Here is an 18909-nt window from a genome sequence, read left to right on the forward strand (position 1 = left end):
GGACTTTTCGGAACGCCGTGCTAGTGCCTTGGCAGGCCGAACTTCCGGCCGAACAGGACGCGGAACGCCGCTTCGGGCAACATCGCGCGGATGGCGGGCAGCGTTTTCGCCTGGAACCCGGGCCGGTAACGCGGTGGGAGCCGGTCGGCTTCGACGGCACGGGTGATCGTGCGCGCGAACACCGTCGGCGGGCGGCCCTCGCGCTGGGTTCTCGCGAAGGTCTCGACCACCGAGTCGCGGGCGGTGGCGTAAGCGGCGATCCCGGGTTCCGCGCGCTGGGCCGCGTCGGCCGCTCCGGTGCGGACGCTCGTGCCCTGCACGCAGGTCGCGTCCACGCCGAAGGGCGCGACCTCGTAGCGCAGCGCGTCGACGTAGTGCTCCAGTGCGGCCTTGCTCGCGGAATACACCGCGTGGAACGGAATGGCGGCGACCGCCGCGCTGGAACTCAGGAAGATCAGCCGTCCGCCCGAGGCGTGACGCATCGACGGCAACACCGCGCGCACCACGCGGTGCGCACCGAGGAAATAGGCGTCCAGCTGCCGCAGGGCCAGTTCCGGCGTGGTTTCCTCCACCGCACCCGCGACGTAGTGCCCCGCGCTGTAGACGAGCGCGTCGATCCGCCCGGCGCGGTCGAGCACCTCCTCGACGCACCGGGTGGCGGATGCTTCGCCGGTCACGTCCAAGATGACCGGCTCGATACCGGGCGGCGGGGTGCGCGACCACGTCCGGCTGGTGCCGAAAACCCGGTGCCCCCTGGCCGCGAGCGAGACCGACGCGGCGTGCCCGATGCCCGAAGACGCACCCGCGACCAGGACAACGCGGCCCGGCCGGTTTCCGCTCATGCGCCCACCCCCGTGGCGTCGATGGAAACCGCAGGATAACCGGGTGGTGGCGGGGATTGAGCGATTTCGGAGCTGACTGACCTCGACGCTGTGTGTTGGACGCCCGGGCCGCCGGGACCGAGCATGGAAGGCATGACCTCCCCGGCCGAGCTGGTTCAGTTGAGGCGTGCGTTCGCGATCCGGATCGCCGTCGCCGGGGTGGTCCTGTGCCTCGCGGGCGCGCCGCTGGCGGGCTTGGCGGTCCTGCTCATCGCGGCGTGGCTGTCAGCTGCTGGAGCAACGCCCGCGCCGCCGGATTGACCTGCTCGCGCAGGCGGCCCGCGAGGTGGATCGTCCTGGCCAGGGCGGGCTGGGTGAGCTGCGCGTGCGGCAGCCCGCTGCGCTCGGCGATGGGCTCGGGCACCACGCCGAGCCCGAGTCCCGCCGCGACCAGCTCGACCAGGAGCGGGATGTGCGTGGCTTCGCAGACCTGGCGGTAGCGCACCCCGGCCTCGACGAACCCGCGGTCGACGAGCCTTTCCAGGCCGCTGCCGGTGAAGCTGACGAACGGCTCGCCGTCGCACTCGGCCAGCCGCACGCGCCGCCGGTGCGCCAGCCGGTGGCCGGGGTGGCACAGCAGCGCCATGCGTTGCTCCCACTGCGCGAAGCTGACCAGCTCGCCGGGGAGGGCGGCGTCGGCGGCCAGGTAGGCGAGGTCCAGCTCGCCGTCCAGGATGGCGCGGGTCAGCTCGGGCACCATGCCGTCGCGGACGTGGATGCGCACGCCGGGGTAGCGGCGCCGGAAGGTGCCGAGTTCGGCGGGCAGGTCGACCTCGGTCAGCGTCTGGATGGTGCCGACCGCGACGCGCCCGGTGGACAGCCCGGCGACCGCCGCCACCTCACCCCGCGCGGCGTCGAGGTCGGCGGTGATCCGGTGGGCCATCGGCAGCAGCGCGCGGCCCGCCTCGGTCAGCAGCACGCGGCGCGTGGTGCGCTCGAACAGCGGCGCACCGAGGGAGGCTTCGAGCTTGCGGACCGAGGCGCTCAGCGCGGACTGCACAATATGCACCTCCCGCGCGGCGGCGGTGAAACTCCCGTGCCGCACCACGGCGAGAAAGTGCTCGAGCTGCCGGAGTTCCATCCAGCGATGCTATCGATGAATCCGATGGGCTACCGTGCTGTCCGTGACGGGAGACAACTGGGAGGCCGACACACGGGCGTCCTACGACACCGTGGCGGAAAGCTACGCCGACCAGGTCCGCGGCGCCATCGCCCACTATCCGTACCTACGGGCAGCACTGGCGGCGTTCGCGGAAAGCACGGGCGGCGGTCCGGTTGCCGACATCGGCTGCGGCCCGGGAGAAGTCACCGCCCACCTCAACGAACTCGGGGTTGAGGCCTTCGGCATCGACCTGTCACCCGCGATGATCGCGCTGGCCCGCCGAACCCACCCCGGCCTGCGGTTCGAGGTGGGCTCGATGGTGGCCCTGGAACTGCCCGCGGCTTCGGTGGGTGGCCTGCTCGCCTGGCAGTCGCTGATCCACGTGCCGGACGCCGAGATTCCCGCGGTACTCGCGGGTTTCCACCGCGTGCTGCGTCCTGGCGGACCGCTGCAGCTCCTGTTCCACGTCGGCGACACGTCACGGCTGAAGACCGAGGGCTACGGCGGCCACCCGATGAAGGTGCGGGTGCACCGCCGCCGCCCGGAGCGGGTGTCGGCCTGGCTGCGCGCCGCCGGGTTCGAGGTGGAGGCGGAGCTCCTGCTCGACCCGGCGGCGGAAGTCCCGCAGGCGGTGCTGTTCGCACGCCGCGGCTGACCACGGCGCGGCTCGCTCAGGCGGCGGCCAGTTCCGGCTGTGCCTTCTGTGCCTTCTGCCGCAGCGCCGTCATGCCGACCACGGCGAATACCACCACAACGACCGCGCTGATGGTCGCCACCGTGTGCAGGCCCGAGCTGAACGCGTCCCGCGCGGCGCCCAGTAGCGACTGGTCACCGTGCACCACCGCGCCCGCCAGGCTGTCGCCCGCCGGCGAGCCGGCTGGGAAGTCCACTTCGGACCGGTACACCGCGGTGCCGATGCTGCCGAACACCGCGATCCCCATCGCGATGCCGAATTCCGCGGTGGTCTCCGACATCGCCGACGCCGCGCCCGCCTTCCGCGGCGGCACCGAGCTGATCACCATCTCGGTGCACAGCACGCCCTGCGGACCCATGCCGAACGCCGCCACCGACACGCCGAGCACCAGCACCAGCAGCCCACTGCCCGCCTCGGCCATGGTGAACAGCAGCATGCCGCCTGCCGCGACGAGCATGCCCGCCCCCAGCACGAACTCCGGCCGGAACCGCCGCGCCAGCTTCGGCGCGATCAGCGAACCGGCGACCACCGCACCGGCCTGCGGCACCAGCGCCACCCCGGCCTGCGCCGCCGACAGCCCCTCGACCAGCTGCAGATACTGGTTCACCAGCAGGAAAACCCCACCCATGGTGAGCGCCCCGACCAGCACGATGCCCAGCGCCGCGGCGAACTTCTGGTCGCGGAACAGGGTCAGGTCCAGCATCGGGTGCGCCAGCGTCCGCTGCCGCCGCACGAACACCGCGCCGACCGCGATACCGGCCACCAGCGCGAAGACGCTGGCCGCGTCCGGGCCGTCCTTGGCGAATTCCTTCAGCGCGTAGACGATCGGCAGCACCGCACCGAGCCACAGCGCGACGCTGGCCAGGTCGAGCTTGCCCGCCTGCTCGTCGCGGTACTCCGGCAGCAGCTTCGGCGCGGTCACCAGCAGCAGCACCATCACCGGCACGGCCAGCAGGAACACCGCACCCCAGTGCGCCACCTCCAGCAGCGCCCCGCCGACCACCGGGCCGATCACCATGCCGCCCATGAAGCAGCTCATCCACACCGCGATCGCCGTGCCGCGCTGCTTGGCGTCGGTGAACATGTTGCTGATCAGCGCCAGCGTCGACGGCATGAGCGTGGCACCGGCGACCCCGAGCACCGCCCGCGCCGCGATCAGCATCGCCGGATCGGTGGCGAACGCCGCCGCGATCGAGGCCAGCCCGAACGCCGCACCGCCGATCATCAGCAGTTTCCGCCGCCCGATCCGATCACCGAGCGTGCCCATGGTGACCAGGAACCCGGCGATCATGAAGCCGTAGATGTCGATGATCCACAGCAGCTCGCTGCCGTCGGGCCGCAGGTCGGCGGCCAGGTGCGGGACCGCGAGGTGCAGCACGCTCATGTCCAGCGACAGCAGCAGCGTCGGCAGCGCCAGCACGGCCAGCCCGATCCATTCCCGCCGCCCGGCCCGCTTTGTGGTGTCCGTGTTCATGGTCCCGTCCTCGCGTTGGTGTTTTCCGCTCTCACCACCACGACGAACGGACACGCCGCCAACCGACATCGGGCCGGGAACTTTTTTTCAGGCACCCGCCCGGCGGAGGCGTTCGGCCGCCTGTGCCCGCAGTGCGTCACCGGCACGCGGGCCGTGGCCGTGCAGGGCGTCCCAGCGGGCGTCGTGGGCGGCCGTCCACATGCTGGCCGCCCACGCGATCTCCTGCTCGACGGCCGAGAATTCGCGCCCGCGGAGGTCCTGGTAGGTGGTCAGGAAGGCCGCCGAGCTGGCGATCGGCGGCAGCGTGGCCGGGGCGATCTTGGGGAACGTGCCGCTCGCCGCTCCGGCCAGCGCTGCTTCCGGCTGCCACGCGAGGCTGTCCCAGTCGTGGACCGCCCACACGTCGTCGCCGTGCCAGCGCAGGTTCTGCGCCTCGAAGTCGGCGTGGCCCAGCACGCACGGCAGGTCCGCGGCCAGCACCCGGCGCCGCACCCGGACGGCCGTGTCCACTATGTACTCAGGCACGAGGCTCTGGTCCCGCTCGTCGAGAAAGCCGATCGACGGCCATACCCCGGAGTCCCGGTGGTCCCAGCGCGCCCAGCGCGGATTCGGCAGCGGCGGCGCCACGGTGACGCTGGCCAGTTCCGCCATCAACCGCGCGAACACCTCCGCGTACCGCACGGCCACCTCCGGCGAATCCCCGGACAGGAGTTCGCCGCCCGGCCGGAACTCCTCGGCGTGCACCGCCAGCGAACCGAGGGCGGTCACCGGGGTCAGCGGCCGGGCACACGGGAACCCGCGCTCGGCCAGCCGCGCCTGCGCCGCCACGCACGAGGCCGCCCGGCCGTCGTCGTCGCGTGCCTTGACCACCACCTCCGCGCCATCGCCCAGCCGGAGCCCAAAAACCACCGAGATCCCCGGCCGGTGGAACAGCACTTCGGCGGGCTCGGCACCCAGCCGGTCGGCGCACCAGCCCGGGAGCCAGTCAGGCAGCTCGCTCAACGACATGCCGAGCAGTGTGCCGCGCCGCGACCACCGCCATCCAGATGCGGACAGCGTGCGCACCACCGCGACGCCCGGCCAGCACTCGGACCTCCCGGCGCGCCAGCAGGGCGCGCGCGCTGAGCGCGGCGACGGCCATGGTGGCCTGGATGACCGGGCCATTGACCGCGCCGTAGCCGAACGCACCGACGAGCAGTTCGACCAGGTTGCCGCGCAGGCTCCCGCCGCCCGCGCGGCGGCCGACCTCGGTGACCCCTCCTGGTAGTGCGGGAGGCGCCGGTGCACCACGGCCTGGAGCAGGCCGAGCCGGTCGGTGAAGTGGTAGAAGATGCTCGACTCGGCCATCGACGCGCGCCGGGCGATCTCCTTGGTCGATAGGCGGCCACCCCGGATTCCGGCCAGGATCGCCTCGGCCGCGGCGAGAACCGCGTCCCGCACGCCGGTGCTGGGGCGACCACGCCGCCGACCAGCGCCACTCACCCGGCCATCGTGCCCGCCGCCGAACGCCGCTGCTCATCGGCGTTGGCGGGGAGCAGCCACCGCCGCAGCGCCGCGCGGAGTGCGCCGGTGTCCGGCCGGGGTGAGTCGGACGCCCAGGCGACGTAGCAGTCCGGCCGGAGCAGCAACGCCGTCGGCGCGCCGGGCTGGGGTTTCGCGGTGACGACGTCGAAGTGGTCCAGCCACTCAGCCACTTCTGCGGACAGCGCGGCGCCCTCGGTCAGGTCGATCAGCAGCGGCCGCGCGGTCCTGGTCAACTCGGCCAGCCGGACGGTCCCGGCCGGGGTGTCCAGCGTCAGCTCCGGCGCGAACCGGCCGCTCAGCGGGCTGGAGTCGCCCACGTCGTAACGGACGTCCGCGCCCGTGGTGAGTTCCGCGAGGCGCCGCACGGTGTGCTTGTCGCGGAGGAGTTCGGTGAACAGCTCACGCAGTCCGGTGACGTCGTCGCCGGGTGCGATCAGGGCGGCCTGCGCCCGCGCGTTGAGCACCATGCGCTCGGCGGCCGCGCGCCGCTCGGTTTCGTAGGTGGCGAGCAGCCCCGGCGGGGCGGTGCCGCGCAGCTCGGCGGCGAGCTTCCAGGCGAGATTGGCCGCGTCCTGCAGGCCGAGGTTGAGGCCGGGCCCGCCGCCGGTCGCGGAGAACACGTGGGCGGCGTCGCCGATCAGGAACACCCGGCCGTCGGAAAACCGCTCGGCCAGGCGGGTGTTGCCGCCGGTCAGGCGGCGCAGCACCACCGGCTGGTCGCTTTCGGGCGGCGCGAGCGGCACGTCGGTGCCGAGCACACGCCGGATGCTCGCGCACAGTTCGCCGAGGCTCATCGCGGCGTCGGATTCCGGCTGGTCCCATTCGGTGGTGCTGATCAGCGGCGGGTGCCCGGGCAGTGGTGCGTAGGAGAAACCGCCGTGCTCGGTGCGGTGGGGAAGGAACGGCAGGATGGGCCCGTGGCCGGGCACGTTCAGCGCGCCGGTGGTGGGATCGAGCCAGTCCGCCGGGAGTGTCGCGTGTGCCGAACGCAGCGTCATCCGGTCGTAGGTGACCCCGGGGAAGCCGATGCCCGACAGCTTGCGCGTGATGCTGTGCGCCCCGTCCGCGCCGACGAGGTAGCGGGTGCGGAGCCGGTAGTCGCCGACTTCGACGGTAACCGCGTCCTCGTCCTGGGAGATGCCGGTGACTTCGTGGCCTCGCCGGATTTCCACGCCCAGTTCGATGGCGCGTTCTTCGAGCACGCGCACGATGTGGTGCTGTGGTGCGGGCAGGGCGTATACCGGGCTCTCGTCGAGCAGGCTCAGGTCAAGGCCGAGCGCGCCGAACATGAAGTACGCGGAATTCGGTTCGGGCGGATCGGGGCTGCCGCTGAGTTTGGGATAGAGGCCGCGGTGGTCCGCCAGGCGGACGACCTGGCCGAGCAGGCCATTCGCCTTCGGCTCCTCGCTGGCCTTGGGAAGGCGTTCGAGCACGACCGGCCGGACGCCGGCCAGGCTCAGCTCGCAAGCCAGCATCAACCCGTTCGGGCCGCCACCGACCACGACCACGTCTGCGATCACCAGTACTTCTCCTTCGCTGGGGGACCGAACGCAGCCTATCAGTCAAACTTGCGCGCGCGCAACTTTGCGCGGACGCAGGTTCGCCCCGCCCAAGTGAACACTTCGCCGGGCAATACAGGATCCGCGGGTGCTCCTGCCCGAAGCTCAGATGCACTCCCGAAACGTCTTCCAGCTCGCCGTCGCGGCGCACCAGCTGGCGGCTGCCGCCGGGCGACCGCCAGCGCAGGCGCCCGCTCGCCGTGGCGAACCTGATGGCCAAGTGCACCTAGGACGTGCTAGAGCCAGCCGGGGGAGACGAAGAAGATCCAGGTGGCGACCGGCGCCACCGCGCACATGCTGAAACCCCAGATCATCAACCGCCGGAAGGTGCGGTCCCGGTCCGCCGCCGGGGTGTTCGCCACCACCAGCGCGCCGCTGGTGGAGAACGGCGACGAGTCCACCACGGACGACGAGATCGACAGCGCCACGATCAGGCCCACCGCGCCGATCTCGCCCGCCAGCAGGAACGGCACGGCCAGGGGAATCAGCGCCCCGAGAATGCCGGTGGTGGAGGCGAACGCGGACACGATCGCGCCGATCACGCAGATGACCAGCGCGGCGAGCAGCGGGGTGCCGATGCCGGTGACCAGGTTGCCGAGCCAGTCGATCGTGCCGGCGCGTTCCATCAGCGACACGTAGGTGACGATGCCGCAGATCAGCAGCACGGTCGGCCACGCGACCTGGCCGACGGCCGCCTTGGCCGCGGTGGGCGAGACGAGGGACAGCAGCGCGGCCACCGACAACGCGGTGAAGCCGACGTCGAGCCCGAAGACCAGCACGCCGATCGCGAGCGAGGCCAGGCCCAGCAGGGTGAACACGCCGTCGCGGGTGAGCGCGGGCGGGACGTCGGCGTCGTCCCCGGTGGTGCCGCCGCTCGGCGTGCCCGGGGCCGGCGCGGGTGGCGTGCCGCCCCCGGCGAGCACCGCTTCGGCCTTTTCCGGCTGCCGCCGCAGCAGTTCGCGCCCGCCGAACAGGAAGAAGACCACCACGCTGAGCACCACGTTGAACAGGAACGACGAAACAAACAGCAGCCCGGGGTCGCTCGGCAGGTTGTTCCGCTCGACCACGCCGTTGACGATGCCGCCGAAGATGCTCATCGGGGAGAAACCACCGGCGCTGGCGCCGTTGATGATCAGCAGGCCCATCAGCACCGGGTTGATCCGGTAACGCGACGCGAAGCTCATCCCGATCGGCGCGATGATCGCCACCGCCGCCGGGACCACCGCGCCGACCGCGGTCAGCACCGCGGTGACGCCGAACATCACCCACGGGATCAGCATGATCCGGCCGCCCACCGCGCGGACGGCGCGGTGCACCAGCCAGTCGACCGTGCCGTTGCCCTTGGCGATGGCGAACAGCAGCGTGACCCCGACCAGGATGACGAACAGGTCGCCGGGGAACCCGGCCACGATGTCGTCGGTGCTCTCCCCGGCGAAGGCCGTGCCCACCACGAACGCCGCGACGAAGGCGAGCGCGCCCATGTGCACCGGCAGGACCGTGGCGATCAGGAACACCAGCGCGAGCGCGGCGACGGTGATCAGTTGCAGCGACATGGGGCTCCCTGTGGTCGGCGTTGACTCGGGGGCAGCTGACACGGCGATATTTCACGATGTGGAACATCAATTCCGTCTGCCGAGTATTACCCGCGTCACATCGAGGCGTCAAGACAGCCGTTCCGCCTGCGGAAATCCGCTCGGAGGCTCGACGGGCCGGGGTGGTCCTGGTTACTATTTCGCTAAGCAGTATTAGATTTCCGCCATGCGAAACACCGTGCTTTCTTCGGAGGTCTGCAGATGACGTACGCGGCAGGACGGCACTTCCTTCAGATCCCGGGGCCGACCAACGTGCCGGACTCGGTGTTGCGTGCGATGTCGGCCGCGACCATCGACCACCGCGGCCCCGAGTTCGCCGAACTGGGTCTGGAGCTGCTCCGCGACATCCGGCCGGTGTTCGGCACCACCGGCCCGGTCGTGCTCTACCCGGCGACCGGCACCGGCGCCTGGGAGGCCGCGCTGGTCAACACGCTGAGCCCGGGTGACCGCGTGCTGTGCTTCGAGACCGGCCACTTCGCCACGCTCTGGCAGGAGATGGCGCGCGGCCTCGGCCTCGAAGTGGACTTCGTGCCCGGCGACTGGCGGCACGGCGCGAATCCGGAGGTCGTCGCCGAGAAGCTCGCGGCCGACCGGGCCTACACCATCAAGGCCGTGTGCGTGGTGCACAACGAAACCTCGACCGGCGTGACCAGCCGGATCCCGGAGGTCCGCGCGGCGATGGACGCGGCAGGCCACCCGGCGCTGCTGCTCGTCGACACCATCTCCTCGCTGGGTTCCATCGACTACCGCCACGACGAATGGGGCGTGGACGTCACGGTTTCCGGCTCGCAGAAGGGGCTCATGCTCCCGCCCGGCCTCAGCTTCAACGCGATCAGCGAAAAGGCGCTGGCCGCCGCGGAAACCGCGCGCCTGCCACGGTCCTTTTGGGACTGGAAGCCGATGCTCGCGGCGAACCAGCGCGGCTTCTTCCCGTACACGCCGAACACGAACCTGCTGTACGGGCTCAAGGAAGCGCTGCGCCTGCTCTACGCCGAGGGCCTGCCGAACGTCTTCGCCCGCCACGCCCGGCACGCGGCCGCGACCAGGGCGGCCGTGCGAGCCTGGGGGCTGGAGGTGCTGTGCCTGGACGAACGCGAGTACTCCGGTTCGCTGACCGCGGTCCTCGTCCCGGACGGCGTGGACGCGGACAAGGTGCGCGCGCTGATCCTCGACCGGTTCGACATGTCACTGGGTGCCGGGCTCGGCAAGCTCGCCGGCCGGATCTTCCGCATCGGCCACCTCGGCGCGTTCAACGACCTCACGCTGGCGGGCACGCTGTCCGGGGTGCAGATGGGCCTGACACTGGCCGGGGTGCCGATCGAGCCGCGTGGTGTCGCCGCGGCGCTCGAGTACCTGCAGGACAACTGAACCGCCGACGCGAGAGGACACCGGAATGACCGCTGTCAGCCACGGCACCCGATCACTGGAACACGTGCTGAGCGACCGGGTGACCGGCGAAGTGGCGTTCGACGACTACACGCGCCACCTGTTCTCGCGGGACGCGAGCATGTACTCGATCATGCCCGCCGGGGTGGTGTTCCCCAGGAACGACGAGGACGTGCGTGCCGCCGTGCGCACCGCGGCCGAGTTCGGCATTCCGGTGGTGCCGAGGGGAGCGGGCACGAGCCTGGCCGGGCAGACCGTCGGGCCGGGGCTGGTGCTCGACTTTTCCCGGCACCTGAACCGGATCCTGGAGATCGACCCGGTGGCGCGGACCGCGGTGGTCGAGGTCGGCGTGGTGCAGGACCAGCTCAACCGCGCCGCGGCGGCACACGGGCTGATGTTCGGCCCGGACACCTCGACCAGCAACCGGGCCACCATCGGCGGCATGATCGGCAACAACTCGGCGGGCAGCGGTTCGCTCACCTTCGGCATGACCATCGACCACGTGCGCGCGCTCGACGTGGTCCTCGCCGACGGCTCGACGGCCCGGCTCGAACCGGTGACCGAGGACGAGCGCCGCCGTCGTGCCGAGGCGGACACCCTCGAAGGCCGCCTCTACCGCGAGCTGCCGCGGCTGGTGGAGGCCAACGAGAAGGCCATCGCCGCCGGGATGCCGGTGTTCTGGCGCCGCGCCTGCGGTTACCGGCTCGACCGGCTCACCGGGGACGCGCCCTTCGACCTGGCGAAGTTCGTCGTCGGCGCGGAGGGCACGCTCGTCATCGCCACGCGCGCCGTGGTCGATCTGGTGCCGAAGCCGAAGAAGACGGTGTACGCGGTCGGGCACTTCGAGACCACGCACGCCGCCATTTCCGCCACCGGGGACGCGCTGTCGTGCGACCCGCACCAGGTGGAACTGATGGACAAGACGATTCTCGACCTGTCCCGGCAGAAGATCGAGTACGCCGACCTCGGCAACCACCTCGTCGGCGATCCGGCGGCGTTGTTGTTCGTCTCGTTCTCCGGTGACGACGAGGCCGCGCTCGTGGCGAAGCTCGATGAGGTCGCCGCGCTGTGGGAACGCAACGGGCACGGTTACCACACGCTGAAGGCGGTCACCGCCGCCGAGCAGACGGCGTTGCTCAAGGTCCGCAAGTCGAGCCTGGGCCTGCTGATGGCCGCGGGGGAGGGCACCCGGCGCCCGCTCGCGTTCATCGAGGACACCGCCGTCTCACCCGAATACCTGGCCGAGTACACCGCGCGGTTCAAGCAGGTCCTCGACGACCACCGGCTGGAGGCGGGCTTCTACGGGCACTGCTCGGTGGGCTGCCTGCACATCCGCCCGTTCGTCGACCTGACCGATCCCGCGCAGGTCGAGACCATGCGCGTGGTCGCGGAGAAGATCAAGGACCTGGTCGCCGAGTACGGCGGGGTCAATTCCAGTGAGCACGGCGACGGCCTGGCCCGCTCGGAGTTCAACCGCGAGATCTTCGGCGACGAGCTGTACGAGGCCATGCGCGAGGTCAAGCGCCTGTTCGACCCGGCTGGCGTGCTGAACCCCGGCAAGATCGTCGACGCGCCGCCGATGACCGAGAACCTGCGTGACCGCGACGCGCTCACCCCGGCCAGGCCGTTCCGCACCATGCTGACCTTCGAGGTGGTCGGCGGCGGCATGCGCGACGCGGCGGACCGGTGCATGAACATCGGGCTGTGCCGCAAGACCACCGCCGGGGTGATGTGCCCGTCGTACCAGGTGACGCTGCAGGAGGAGCACTCCACCCGCGGCCGGGCCAACGCGCTGGTCAAGGCACTGTCCGAAGTGGACCCCAAGGCGGCGCTCGCCGACGAGCGGCTGCACGAGATCCTCGACCTCTGCCTGATGTGCAAGGCGTGCAAGAGCGAATGCCCGATGAGCGTGGACATGGCCGCGCTCAAGGCGGAAACCCTGCACCACCACCACGAAGCACACGGCATCCCGCTGCGGTCGCGGCTGTTCGGCTCGATCCGGTTCCTCAACCGGCTCGGCTCGGCCACCGCGCCGGTGTCGAACCTGCCCGGCCGCATCGGTTTCCTGCGCCGGCTGGCCGAACGCGTCGCCGGGATCAAGGCCGAACGGCCGCTGCCCGTGTTCACCAGGGACAACCTGGTGCGCTGGAACCGGCGCCGCCGCCGCGTCGTGCCGGGTTCGGCGGGCACGGTGAACTGGCTCGCCGACTCGTTCACCACCTACACCGAGCCGCAGATCGGCAAGGCCGCCATCGAACTGCTGGAGGCCTCCGGGTGGGCGGTCAACCTGGCGGGCGGGGGCTGCTGCGGCCGGTCCAGCCTGTCCAAGGGCCTGCTCGACGACGCGAAGAAGAAGGCCGCCGGGCTGGTCACCTCGCTGGCCGAGCAGACCGAACCCGGCTCACCGGTCGTCGGCTGTGAACCGTCCTGTGTGTTCACGCTGCGGGACGAAACCGCCGCACTGCTGCCGGACCTGCCCGGAGTGAGGGAGGTGGGGGAGCGGGTGCGGCAGGTGGAGGAGCTGCTCGTCGAGGCCATCGACGACGGCAGGCTGCGGTTGTCCGGGCAGTCGTGGCTGGCCGGTCGCCGGGTGGTCTTCCACGGGCACTGCCACCAGAAGGCGGAGGTGGGCACGGCCGCGACGATGGCGCTGCTGCGCCGGATCCCCGGCCTCGAAGTGGCCGAGATCGACTCGGGCTGCTGCGGCATGGCCGGGTCGTTCGGGTTCGAAGCCGAGCACTACGAAACCTCGATGGCGATCGGGCGTGACCGCCTCTTCCCGGCGATCGAGGCCGAGCCGGCGGAAACCCTGGTCGCGGCGACCGGGGTGTCCTGCCGCCAGCAGATCTTCCACGGGGTCGGCCGCACCGCGTGGCACCCGCTCGAACTGGTCCGCGCGGCGCTCGCCTGAGCACCGGAACAAAGGAGGCAATCCCGATGACACATGGTCTCGGTTACACGGTGAACTGCTCGATCCTGCTCACCGACCTGCCGCTGCTCGAACGCCCGGCGGCGGCCAGGGCGGCGGGCTTCGACGCGGTCGAGTTCTGGTGGCCGTTCGCCGAGGCGGTCCCGGCCGACGCGGAGGTCGAAGGCTTCGTCACCGCCATCGAAGACGCCGGGGTCCGGCTCACCGGCCTGAACCTCGCCGCCGGTGACATGCCCGCCGGGGACCGCGGCCTGATTTCCTGGCCGGGCCGGGAAAAGGAGCTGCGCGACAACCTCGACGTGGTGGTGGAGATCGGCAAGCGGCTCGGCTGCCTGATCTTCAACGCGCTGTACGGAAACCGGATCGAGGGCGTCGCGCCCGAGCGGCAGGACGAACTCGCCGCCGAGAACCTGGCGCACGCGGCGAACGCGGTCGGCACCATCGGCGGCCGGATCGTGGTCGAGCCGGTCAGCGGGATCGACGCCTATCCGCTGAAAACCGCCGCGGACGCGCTCGGGGTGATCGACCGGGCCGCCGCCGGAAACGTGTCGCTGCTCGCGGACTTCTACCACCTCGCGGTCAACGGGGACGACGTGCCGTCGGTGATCTCGGCCCACGCCGAGCGGATCGGCCACGTGCAGATCGCCGACGCGCCGGGCCGGGGCGCGCCGGGCACCGGCGAACTGCCGCTGGACGACTGGCTCACCGCGCTCGAAGCGGCGGGCTACTCGGGGCTCGTGGGCCTGGAGTACAAGGCCGCCGAAGACCCGTTCGCCTGGCTCCGGCGCTGAACTGTCCACAAGGGAGTGAAAGGAAAGGGATGAGCGAGCAGCGCACGGTCGCGGTGATCGGCCTCGGCATCATGGGCGGCCCGATGGCCGCCAACCTGGTCAAGGCCGGTTACCAGGTGACCGGCTTCAACCGCGGCAAGCAGAAGGTGGACGCGCTCGTCGCGCAGGGCGGCCGTGGCGCGGAAAGCGTGGCCGAGGCGGTGAGCGGTGCCGACGTGGTGCTCACCATGCTGCCCGACTCGCCGGACGTGGAAGCCGTGGCGGAGGAACTCCTCGCGAACGCCCGCTCCGGCTGCCTGTGGATCGACGCCAGCACCATCCGGCCCGACGTGGCGGTCCGGCTCGCCGGAACCGCCGCCGAGCGCTCGGTCCGGATGATCGACGCCCCGGTTTCCGGTGGTGAGGCGGGTGCCGTCGAAGGCTCGCTGTCCATCATGGTCGGCGGCGCGGCCGAGGACGTGGAAGCCGCGCGGCCGGTGCTGGAAGCGGTCGGCTCGACGATCGTCCACGTAGGACCGTCCGGCTCGGGCCAGACGGTGAAGGCCGCGAACCAGCTGATCGTCGCGGGCACCATCGAACTGGTCGCCGAGGCGCTGGTTTTCCTGGACGCGCACGGCGTGGACGCCGAAGCCGCGGTCAAGGTGCTGGCCGGTGGCCTGGCGGGCAACCGCATCCTCGACCGCAAGGCCGCGGGCATGATCGCCGGCGACTACACCCCCGGCTTCCGCGTCGACCTGCACCACAAGGATCTCGGCATCGTCACCTCGGCCGCCCGCGAAGCCGGGGTTGCCATTCCGCTCGGCGCACTGGTCGCCCAGCTGATGGGCGCGCTGCGCGCCCGCGGCCACGGCTCGCTCGACCACTCGGCGCTGCGCCTGCTCGTCGAAGAACTGTCCGGGCACAAATGACCGTCCGCAAAGGAGAGACGCCATGGCACGCATGCGCGCTGTCGACGCCGCCGTCCTGATCCTGGAGCGTGAGGGCGCCACCCAGGCGTTCGGGCTGCCCGGCGCGGCCATCAACCCCTTCTACGCCGCGATGCGTGACCACGGCGGGATCCGGCACGTGCTGGCGCGCCACGTCGAAGGCGCGGCGCACATGGCCGAGGGCTACACCCGGGCACGCGCGGGCAACATCGGCATCTGCGTGGGCACCTCCGGCCCGGCGGGCACCGACATGATCACCGGCCTGTACTCGGCGTGGGCCGACTCCACGCCGATCCTGTGCATCACCGGCCAGGCGCCGGTGGCCAAGCTGCACAAGGAGGACTTCCAGGCGGTCGACATCGCCTCGATCGCCGGTCCGGTCACCAAGGCGGCCACCACCGTGCTCGAACCCGCGCAGGTGCCGGGCACCTTCCAGCAGGCCTTCCACCTGATGCGGTCCGGGCGGCCCGGCCCGGTGCTGGTCGACCTGCCGCTCGACGTGCAGCTCGCCGAGATCGAGTTCGACATCGGCACCTACGAACCGCTGCCGGTGCACAAGCCGGTCGCGACCCGCGCGCAGGCCGAGAAGATCCTGGACCTGCTGGTCACCGCGGAACGCCCGCTGATCGTCGCGGGCGGTGGCATCGTCAACGCCGACGCCTGCGCGGAACTGGTCGAGCTGGCCGAACTGCTCGAGGTGCCGGTCATCCCCACGCTGATGGGCTGGGGCTCGATCCCGGACGACCACTGCCTGATGGCCGGCATGGCCGGGCTGCAGACCGCGCACCGCTACGGCAACGCCACCCTGCTCGCCTCGGACTTCGTGCTGGGCATCGGGAACCGCTGGGCGAACCGGCACACCGGCGGCCTGGACACCTACACCGCGGGGCGGCGGTTCGTGCACGTGGACATCGAGCCCACGCAGATCGGGCGGGTGTTCGCGCCGGACTACGGCGTGGTTTCGGATGCCAAGGCGGCACTCGAACAGCTGCTCGCGGCGGCGCGTGACCGCCGCGCGGACCTGCCGTCGTGGGCGGACTGGGTCGGCGCCTGCGGTGACCGCAAGCGCACCCTGCACCGGCGGAGCGACTTCGACCAGGTGCCGATCAAGCCGCAGCGGGTCTACCGCGAGATGAACGCCGTGTTCGGGCGCGACGTGCGGTACGTGTCCACGATCGGGCTCTCGCAGATCGCCGGTGGCCAGTTCCTGCGCGTCTACCACCCGCGGCACTGGATCAACTGCGGGCAGGCGGGCCCGCTGGGCTGGACGGTGCCCGCCACGCTGGGTGTGTGCGTGGCCGATCCGGACGCCACCGTGGTCGCCCTGTCCGGCGACTACGACTTCCAGTTCATGATCGAGGAGCTGGCGGTCGGCGCGCAGTTCAACCTGCCCTACATCCACGTGCTGGTGAACAACTCCTACCTGGGCCTGATCCGCCAGGCCCAGCGCGCGTTCAACATGGACTACCAGGTGGATCTCGCCTTCGACAACATCAACTCGCCCGATCTCGGCGGGTACGGCGTGGACCACGTGAAGGTGGCCGAAGGGCTGGGCTGCAAGGCGCTCCGGGTGCACGAGCCGGACCTCATCGCGGACGCCTTCGAGGAGGCGGCCAAGCTGATGGCCGAGCACCGGGTGCCGGTGGTGGTCGAGATCATCCTGGAGCGGGTCACCAACATCGCGATGGGCCAGGATCTCGACGGCATCATCGAGTTCGAGGACCTGGCCGAGACCGACGACGTGCGGCAGCCGGTCGCGCTGGACTGACCGGGGTGCCGCGCACGCGCGAAGGCCGGCTCGGTGGGGAACCCGTTGGGTCCACGTGGGAAGGTTCCGGCACCGAGCCGGCGGCCGCGACCGGGTCGCGATCCTGGACGGCGTCTTCCAGGCGTCACCGACGATAGGCACCTCGGCTGGTGCCCGGCTCGGTTCTCACTCGGCTCCGATGAGTTTCGCGCGGCCCGCCGGTCTCTTCTTCGTGAGAAGGCAGGCCGAGCGAACGGAGTCACTGATGAGCGAGCCGAAGGGCCAGTACGTCACGGAGTTCAGCGAACCGGGCAGCGAGGTGGTGCCGTGGGCGGAAGTCGAAGCGGTGCTGCGTGACGCCGAGATGTTCTGGTTGTCCACCGTCCGCCGCGACGGGCGCCCGCACGTGGTGCCGCTGCCCGCCATGTGGCTCGACGGCAGGCTGCACTTCTGCACCGGCGCGCACGAGCAGAAGGCCCGCAACCTCGAAGCGAACCCGCGTTGCGCGCTCACCACCGGCACGAACTCCTACCGCTCCGGCCTCGACGTGATCGTCGAAGGCACCGCGGCCCGGATCGGCGACGAGGCGACGCTGACCCGGCTCGCCCGGATGTGGGCCGACAAGCTCGACTGGCCGTTCGAGGTGGTCGACGGCCAGTTCAGCGACCCTGGCAACAACGACCACCGCGCGCCGGTCTACGCGGTGACTCCAGCCAAGGTGCTCGCCTTCGGCAAGGCGCCGTACCGCCAGATCCGGTACACGTTCTGAGCGCGAAAGGGCAGTTCTCGCGTGCGATGCTGTGCGCGTGGAGTACGTGTCCAGAGTGCCGCGACCGCCGCTGGACGGGCTGATCGACGACCTCTACTACCTGGCGGGCGCGCCGCCGTACGCCCGGCTGACGTTGCCGCCTGCGCCGTCGGCGTTGCTCATCGTCAATCTCGGCGCGCCGTTCCGCATCCGCACCGGAACCGGCACCGCGGAGTACGCCGACGGCTGCGTGATCACCATGCCCACCCGTGCGTACGAGTTCAGCTACCCGCCCCGGACCCGGTCCGTCGGCGTGCACTTCAAGCCGTGGGGACCGGCGCCGTTCCTGCCGATGCCCGCGGCCGAGCTGTGTGACCGCCCGGTGACGGTGGAGCAGGTTTGGGGCCGTCCCGCCGTTGCCGAGCTGCGGGACCGGCTGGCCACGGCGGCCGGACCGCACGAGATGCTGACGCTGCTCGAAGACGAGCTGGTGCGACGGCTGTCCGAGACCACCGGCCTCGGGCTGGTCCGCCACACGAGCAGCGTCATCGCGGCGACCGGCGGGGCGGTGACGATCGGCGACCTGGGCGTGGCGGCCGGTGTCAGCAGCACCCACCTGGCACAGCGGTTCAAGCAGCTGATCGGCATCACGCCGAAGCGGCTGGCCCGCACCTACCGTTTCACCACCACGGTGTTCGCGATCGACCCCACCGGTCCGGTCGACTGGGGCGAGCTCGCCAGTCGCGCGGGTTACTTCGACCAAGCCCACTTCGGCCACGAGTTCCGCGCGTTCACCGGGCTCACGCCGACCCGGTACCTCGAAGTCCGGCGGCGGTTCCAACGCGAACACCCCGGCCACACGCTGGACGGCTGGCCGCTGCCCGCCGATTGATTTTTTACAAGAGCGACCGCGCACGAGACGCTAGTTTGGGGCACCCCGAAAGCAGAGGAGAGCCCCGTGGGCAAGGTGGTCATGTACAGCTCGGTGTCGGTGGACGGTTTCATCGCGGACGAGAATGACCAGCCCGGACCGCTGTTCGAGTGGCTGGTCAGCGGTGACGTGCCGTTGGACGGGAGCGGCGAGGTGAAGGTGTCGCGGGCGTCCTACGACTACACGCGGTCGTACTGGGACCAGATCGGGGCGACCATCGCCGGGCGCCACGTCTTCGACCTGACGGACGGCTGGGACGGGAAGCCGCCCGCCGGGGTCGATCACGTGGTTGTCGTGACGCACCGGCCGGCACCCGAGGGCTGGGACCCCGAAGCGCCGTTCCACTTCGTCGACGGCGTCGAGGCAGCCGTGGCCAAGGCGCAGGAACTGGCCGGTGACCGCATCGTCGAGGTCGCCGCCGGCGACGTCGGTGGCCAGGCGCTGGCCGCGGGCCTGGTCGACGAGGTGCGCATGGACGTGGTGCCCGTGGTGCTCGGGTCCGGCAAGCGCTACTTCGGGCCGGTCGACGCGCAGCACCTGCTGGAGGACCCGGACGTGCTTCAGGGCGACCGGGTCCTCCACCTGCGTTACCGGGTGCGCCGCTGACCGCACGGGCCTGAGCGCC

Annotated in this window: 15 protein-coding genes; 9 read left to right on the forward strand and 6 right to left on the reverse strand. The window is 71.1% G+C overall.

Features of this window, described 5'->3' with window-relative positions; genetic code table 11:
• Positions 1 to 20: 20 nt before the first annotated feature.
• Entirely contained in the window at positions 21 to 842 is an 822-nt protein-coding gene (locus A4R43_RS03480) for an SDR family oxidoreductase (protein ID WP_113690953.1), read from the reverse strand.
• Between the two features lie 247 nt (positions 843 to 1089).
• Positions 1090 to 1962 (reverse strand): LysR family transcriptional regulator, encoded by an 873-nt coding sequence (locus A4R43_RS03485; RefSeq protein WP_113690954.1) that lies wholly within the window; start codon positions 1960 to 1962, stop codon positions 1090 to 1092.
• Positions 1963 to 2005: 43 nt separating this feature from the next.
• Between A4R43_RS03485 and A4R43_RS03490 the strand changes: the two genes are divergently transcribed.
• Positions 2006 to 2638, forward strand: coding sequence for a class I SAM-dependent DNA methyltransferase (locus A4R43_RS03490; RefSeq protein WP_113697321.1), 633 nt, complete (start codon positions 2006 to 2008; stop codon positions 2636 to 2638).
• Positions 2639 to 2654: 16 nt separating this feature from the next.
• Here the strand turns inward: A4R43_RS03490 and A4R43_RS03495 are convergent, their stop codons facing one another.
• The 4 genes from A4R43_RS03495 to A4R43_RS03515 all read right to left on the reverse strand — a co-directional run bounded on the left by A4R43_RS03495 (position 2655) and on the right by A4R43_RS03515 (position 8787).
• Positions 2655 to 4151: an MFS transporter gene (locus tag A4R43_RS03495; protein WP_113690955.1), complete on the reverse strand. Its 1497-nt coding sequence runs from the start codon at positions 4149 to 4151 to the stop codon at positions 2655 to 2657.
• An 87-nt stretch (positions 4152 to 4238) separates the two neighbouring features.
• Entirely contained in the window at positions 4239 to 5159 is a 921-nt protein-coding gene (locus A4R43_RS03500; protein WP_113690956.1) for an aminoglycoside phosphotransferase/kinase family protein, read from the reverse strand.
• Between the two features lie 470 nt (positions 5160 to 5629).
• Entirely contained in the window at positions 5630 to 7195 is a 1566-nt protein-coding gene (locus tag A4R43_RS03510; RefSeq protein ID WP_113690957.1) for an FAD-dependent monooxygenase, read from the reverse strand.
• Between the two features lie 275 nt (positions 7196 to 7470).
• Positions 7471 to 8787 (reverse strand): SLC13 family permease, encoded by a 1317-nt coding sequence (locus A4R43_RS03515; RefSeq protein WP_113690958.1) that lies wholly within the window; start codon positions 8785 to 8787, stop codon positions 7471 to 7473.
• A 240-nt stretch (positions 8788 to 9027) separates the two neighbouring features.
• Here A4R43_RS03515 and A4R43_RS03520 point away from each other — a divergent pair, with 240 nt between their 5' ends.
• From A4R43_RS03520 to A4R43_RS03555, 8 genes are all read left to right on the forward strand, one after another.
• Positions 9028 to 10194 carry a pyridoxal-phosphate-dependent aminotransferase family protein gene (locus tag A4R43_RS03520; protein WP_113690959.1) on the forward strand — a complete coding sequence of 389 codons (1167 nt, stop codon included), beginning with the start codon at positions 9028 to 9030 and terminating at the stop codon, positions 10192 to 10194.
• A 25-nt stretch (positions 10195 to 10219) separates the two neighbouring features.
• The gene (locus A4R43_RS03525) at positions 10220 to 13123 is read left to right on the forward strand and encodes an FAD-binding and (Fe-S)-binding domain-containing protein (protein WP_113690960.1); all 2904 of its coding nucleotides are present in this window, start codon (positions 10220 to 10222) and stop codon (positions 13121 to 13123) included.
• A 26-nt stretch (positions 13124 to 13149) separates the two neighbouring features.
• The gene (locus A4R43_RS03530; RefSeq protein WP_113690961.1) at positions 13150 to 13932 is read left to right on the forward strand and encodes a hydroxypyruvate isomerase family protein; all 783 of its coding nucleotides are present in this window, start codon (positions 13150 to 13152) and stop codon (positions 13930 to 13932) included.
• A 29-nt stretch (positions 13933 to 13961) separates the two neighbouring features.
• Positions 13962 to 14840, forward strand: a complete 879-nt coding sequence (locus A4R43_RS03535) for an NAD(P)-dependent oxidoreductase (RefSeq protein ID WP_113690962.1) — start codon at positions 13962 to 13964, stop codon at positions 14838 to 14840.
• A 22-nt stretch (positions 14841 to 14862) separates the two neighbouring features.
• On the forward strand, positions 14863 to 16626 hold the full coding sequence (gene gcl, locus A4R43_RS03540; RefSeq protein WP_113690963.1) for a glyoxylate carboligase: 1764 nt from the start codon (positions 14863 to 14865) through the stop codon (positions 16624 to 16626).
• 244 nt (positions 16627 to 16870) lie between these two features.
• On the forward strand, positions 16871 to 17374 hold the full coding sequence (locus A4R43_RS03545; protein WP_113690964.1) for a pyridoxamine 5'-phosphate oxidase family protein: 504 nt from the start codon (positions 16871 to 16873) through the stop codon (positions 17372 to 17374).
• Between the two features lie 55 nt (positions 17375 to 17429).
• Positions 17430 to 18245, forward strand: a complete 816-nt coding sequence (locus A4R43_RS03550) for a helix-turn-helix domain-containing protein (RefSeq protein WP_113690965.1) — start codon at positions 17430 to 17432, stop codon at positions 18243 to 18245.
• Positions 18246 to 18311: 66 nt separating this feature from the next.
• On the forward strand, positions 18312 to 18890 hold the full coding sequence (locus A4R43_RS03555; protein WP_113690966.1) for a dihydrofolate reductase family protein: 579 nt from the start codon (positions 18312 to 18314) through the stop codon (positions 18888 to 18890).
• Positions 18891 to 18909 lie beyond the last annotated feature (19 nt).

This window comes from Amycolatopsis albispora (assembly GCF_003312875.1).
In the GTDB taxonomy this organism is placed as follows: domain Bacteria; phylum Actinomycetota; class Actinomycetes; order Mycobacteriales; family Pseudonocardiaceae; genus Amycolatopsis; species Amycolatopsis albispora.